Below are 2,532 nucleotides of genomic sequence, written 5' to 3'. Positions count from 1 at the left end.
TCGGGGCGTGTCATGGCACGCATGGTCAGCGCAGGGGGCATGGTCGTGATCCTCGCGGTGGTGGGCGTTGGGCGATCGGCAGTCCTGGGGCCAAGGAGAGTCCCCTCGGAGCGGGCGGAGGCTCATGGAGCACCACGGCGCACCCCCAGGCGCTCGACCGCCTTGGCGGTCGTGCGTTTGCGCTGCGCGATGTGCGCACGCCGGGCCTCGGCGTGCGCGCTGGCCGGTGTCGGCGGCGGCGGCACGGCGCGCAGGATCCGCTCACGCAGCGCCTGGAGCTGCTGGCGGGTGGCGTCCTCCTCGGTCTGCGGCAGGGCCACGACGGTCCCGGTCAGCCGCTTCGGGGTGCGCGCGTCGTCCGGCGCCGGCAGCAGGTGCCGAACCGCCTCGGCCGACAGCCGTCCGGCGGCGACCGCACGCTGGGCAGCCTCGGTCCGCTGTCGGGGATCCCAGCCAAGCGAGAGCCGCCACTGGGGCGGCTGCCCCTGCCGGCGCCGCTCGGCCACCAGGCGCTCGTAGGCGGACTTGAAGGCCATGCGCGCGCCGACGCGGTCGCCGCGCTCCCACACCGGCGCGGCCGCCGTCGCGGCGAGCAGGATCTCCTCGGTGACGCAGACACTCGCGGCCTCGTCGAAGGTGTCGATCGCCAGCGCCCAGGCCTCGTCGGGACCGGGACGTCCGCCGCCGGCGCGCTCCAGCACGGCGATGACGTCGCTCGGGCGCGGGAAGTAGCGCCCGCGCTCGGCGTCCAGCAGGTGACCATCCAGGACCTGGCGCAGGGTCGGGAGATCCAGGCGCGCGGCGAGCAAGCGCCACCAGGTCTGCTTGAGCCGCGCCGAGACGCGCTGTCCGTAGGTCTCGCCGACCTCATCGGGCAGATCCGAGAAGGCTTTACGGTCGTGATCGCACAACATGGAACTCCCCCTCCAGCGGACCGGGATCCGGGTTGAGAAAGGCCTCCAGCGCGGCCTGTTCGGCGTGCTGACCGGCGGCCAGGGCGAGGAACTGCTCGACCCGGGCCGCGTCGCGGCAGATGAGCGCGATGTCGTCGAAGGCGCGCCCACGGTCGTTGCGCCCCTGATGCCAGGCGGAGGCGCGGCAGCCGTCGATGGCGCGCTGCAGCTGGGCCGGCGTGTAGCCGTCCTTCAGGCGAGCGGCGATGGCGGAGCGCCGCTTGGCGTCCAGCTTGGCCTGGGGCTTGGCCATGACCTGCTGCCAGTAGGCGAAGATCGGCTGCACGGCATCGGCGCGGGCGGACACTGGGCCGCCAGGACGGGCATCGGGCTCGCCCCGGCCCGGGGTTGGACCACCGCCGCCGGACGCCGAAAACGGCCCGTCGCGCAACCTGTGCGTTAGCACAGTCTTTTCTTTCCGGATTCCGGATACCGGAAGGGTGCCGGGTTCCGCGCGCCCTTTTGAATTTGGCACCTGCCGGGTTGTCGGCGGATCTGGCCCGCAGGCCGCGTCGTTGCTGGAATCCGAGGTGCCGGGATGGGTATGCCGGGTTTGTGCCGGGTTTGTGCCGGGTTTATTTGGCGCAAACTGATCCGTCCCCGCCAACGGAAGGAAAAAAATAAGCTGTTTCAAGGCACTGCGATTGCGTACCAGACCGGCACGCGCGAGCCCCTCGGCGAGACGCCGGACCTTGGCCTTGGTCGGCGTACCCGTGCCTTCGAGCCCCTGTCCGGGCTCGACATAGAGCGCCTCCTGCAAGCTGCGCCAGGAGATGCGGCGGTTCGCGCCAACCAAGCCGGTGTGATAGTCCATGAGGGTTCTCAGCACGATGTAGCGTTGCCAGAGCTCAGGGCGTTGTCCGCTGAGCGCGGCCAGTTCCGCGTCTTCGAGTCGGATGGCCACGACGTTCGATCACCCGCCCAAGCCAGTCAGCCGGGGGACCGGCGTCTGCGACATGAGGCGCGCGCACCAGCGCGCACGGGCGGCGGCCCAAAGAGGTCCGGGCGCAGTTCCTCGAGCGACCAGCGCCCTTTGCGCGCGATGCAGACGGCGCTGCGCAGCGGAATGCGCTCAGACCACTGCGCCACTGCCTGCTTGGAGCAATCGGCTTCTTTGGCCACCGCGGCCAGGGTGCCCAGCGCGCTGATCAGGTCGGATTTGGTGATCATGGCGAAAAGTAAAGTACGATTGCGGCAGAAAGTCAATTGACCTGCAGGAGATGTCAAGTAAACTTGTCGCCATGGACACTGTCGCCGATCGCGTGAAGATCCTGCGCAAGCAGCTCAAGCTCACTCAAACCGCACTCGGGCAGTGCGCGGGTGGGATTTCCAAACAGGCGATCTCGCAATGGGAGCGCGGGATCACGGAGCCGCAGTGGGAGGCCCTGAATGCCTTGCAGCGCAACTGCAGCGTGAATCCCTACTGGCTACTGCACGGCACGGCACCGATGCTCGAAACCGCGCAGGTCGCAAGGACGACGCCGGTCCTCGCCCCACAGTCTAACCGACCCGAGCCGCGTCCACTCGCCGCGTTGCTCGATGATCTCTCAAGCCGCCTAGCGATGGCCGATCCGGCCGT

4 protein-coding genes are annotated in these 2,532 nt (G+C 69.4%); 1 reads left to right on the top strand and 3 read right to left on the bottom strand.

Annotation, left to right across the window (positions count from 1 at the left end; genetic code table 11):
* Positions 1-122 precede the first annotated feature (122 nt).
* The 3 genes from G3480_RS26110 to G3480_RS26100 are packed head-to-tail and all read right to left on the bottom strand — an operon-like array spanning position 123 to position 2,123.
* Positions 123-914: a hypothetical protein gene (locus tag G3480_RS26110; protein WP_164657121.1), complete on the bottom strand. Its 792-nt coding sequence runs from the start codon at positions 912-914 to the stop codon at positions 123-125.
* Positions 892-1,857, bottom strand: a complete 966-nt coding sequence (locus tag G3480_RS26105) for a hypothetical protein (protein WP_164657120.1) — start codon at positions 1,855-1,857, stop codon at positions 892-894. Before G3480_RS26105 ends, G3480_RS26110 begins: the two co-directional genes overlap by 23 nt.
* Before the next feature lie 26 nt (positions 1,858-1,883).
* The gene (locus G3480_RS26100) at positions 1,884-2,123 is read right to left on the bottom strand and encodes a Cro/CI family transcriptional regulator (protein WP_164657119.1); all 240 of its coding nucleotides are present in this window, start codon (positions 2,121-2,123) and stop codon (positions 1,884-1,886) included.
* 50 nt (positions 2,124-2,173) lie between these two features.
* Between G3480_RS26100 and G3480_RS26095 the strand changes: the two genes are divergently transcribed.
* Positions 2,174-2,532 (top strand): helix-turn-helix domain-containing protein (locus tag G3480_RS26095; protein WP_240906089.1); only part of this gene is annotated, 359 nt, incomplete at its 3' end.

Origin of the sequence: Thiorhodococcus mannitoliphagus (genome assembly GCF_010915725.1) — a bacterium.
GTDB classification, from domain to species: domain Bacteria; phylum Pseudomonadota; class Gammaproteobacteria; order Chromatiales; family Chromatiaceae; genus Thiorhodococcus; species Thiorhodococcus mannitoliphagus.
Note: the sequence above shows the minus strand (reverse complement) of the source record. Positions and strands in the feature narration are given on the sequence as shown.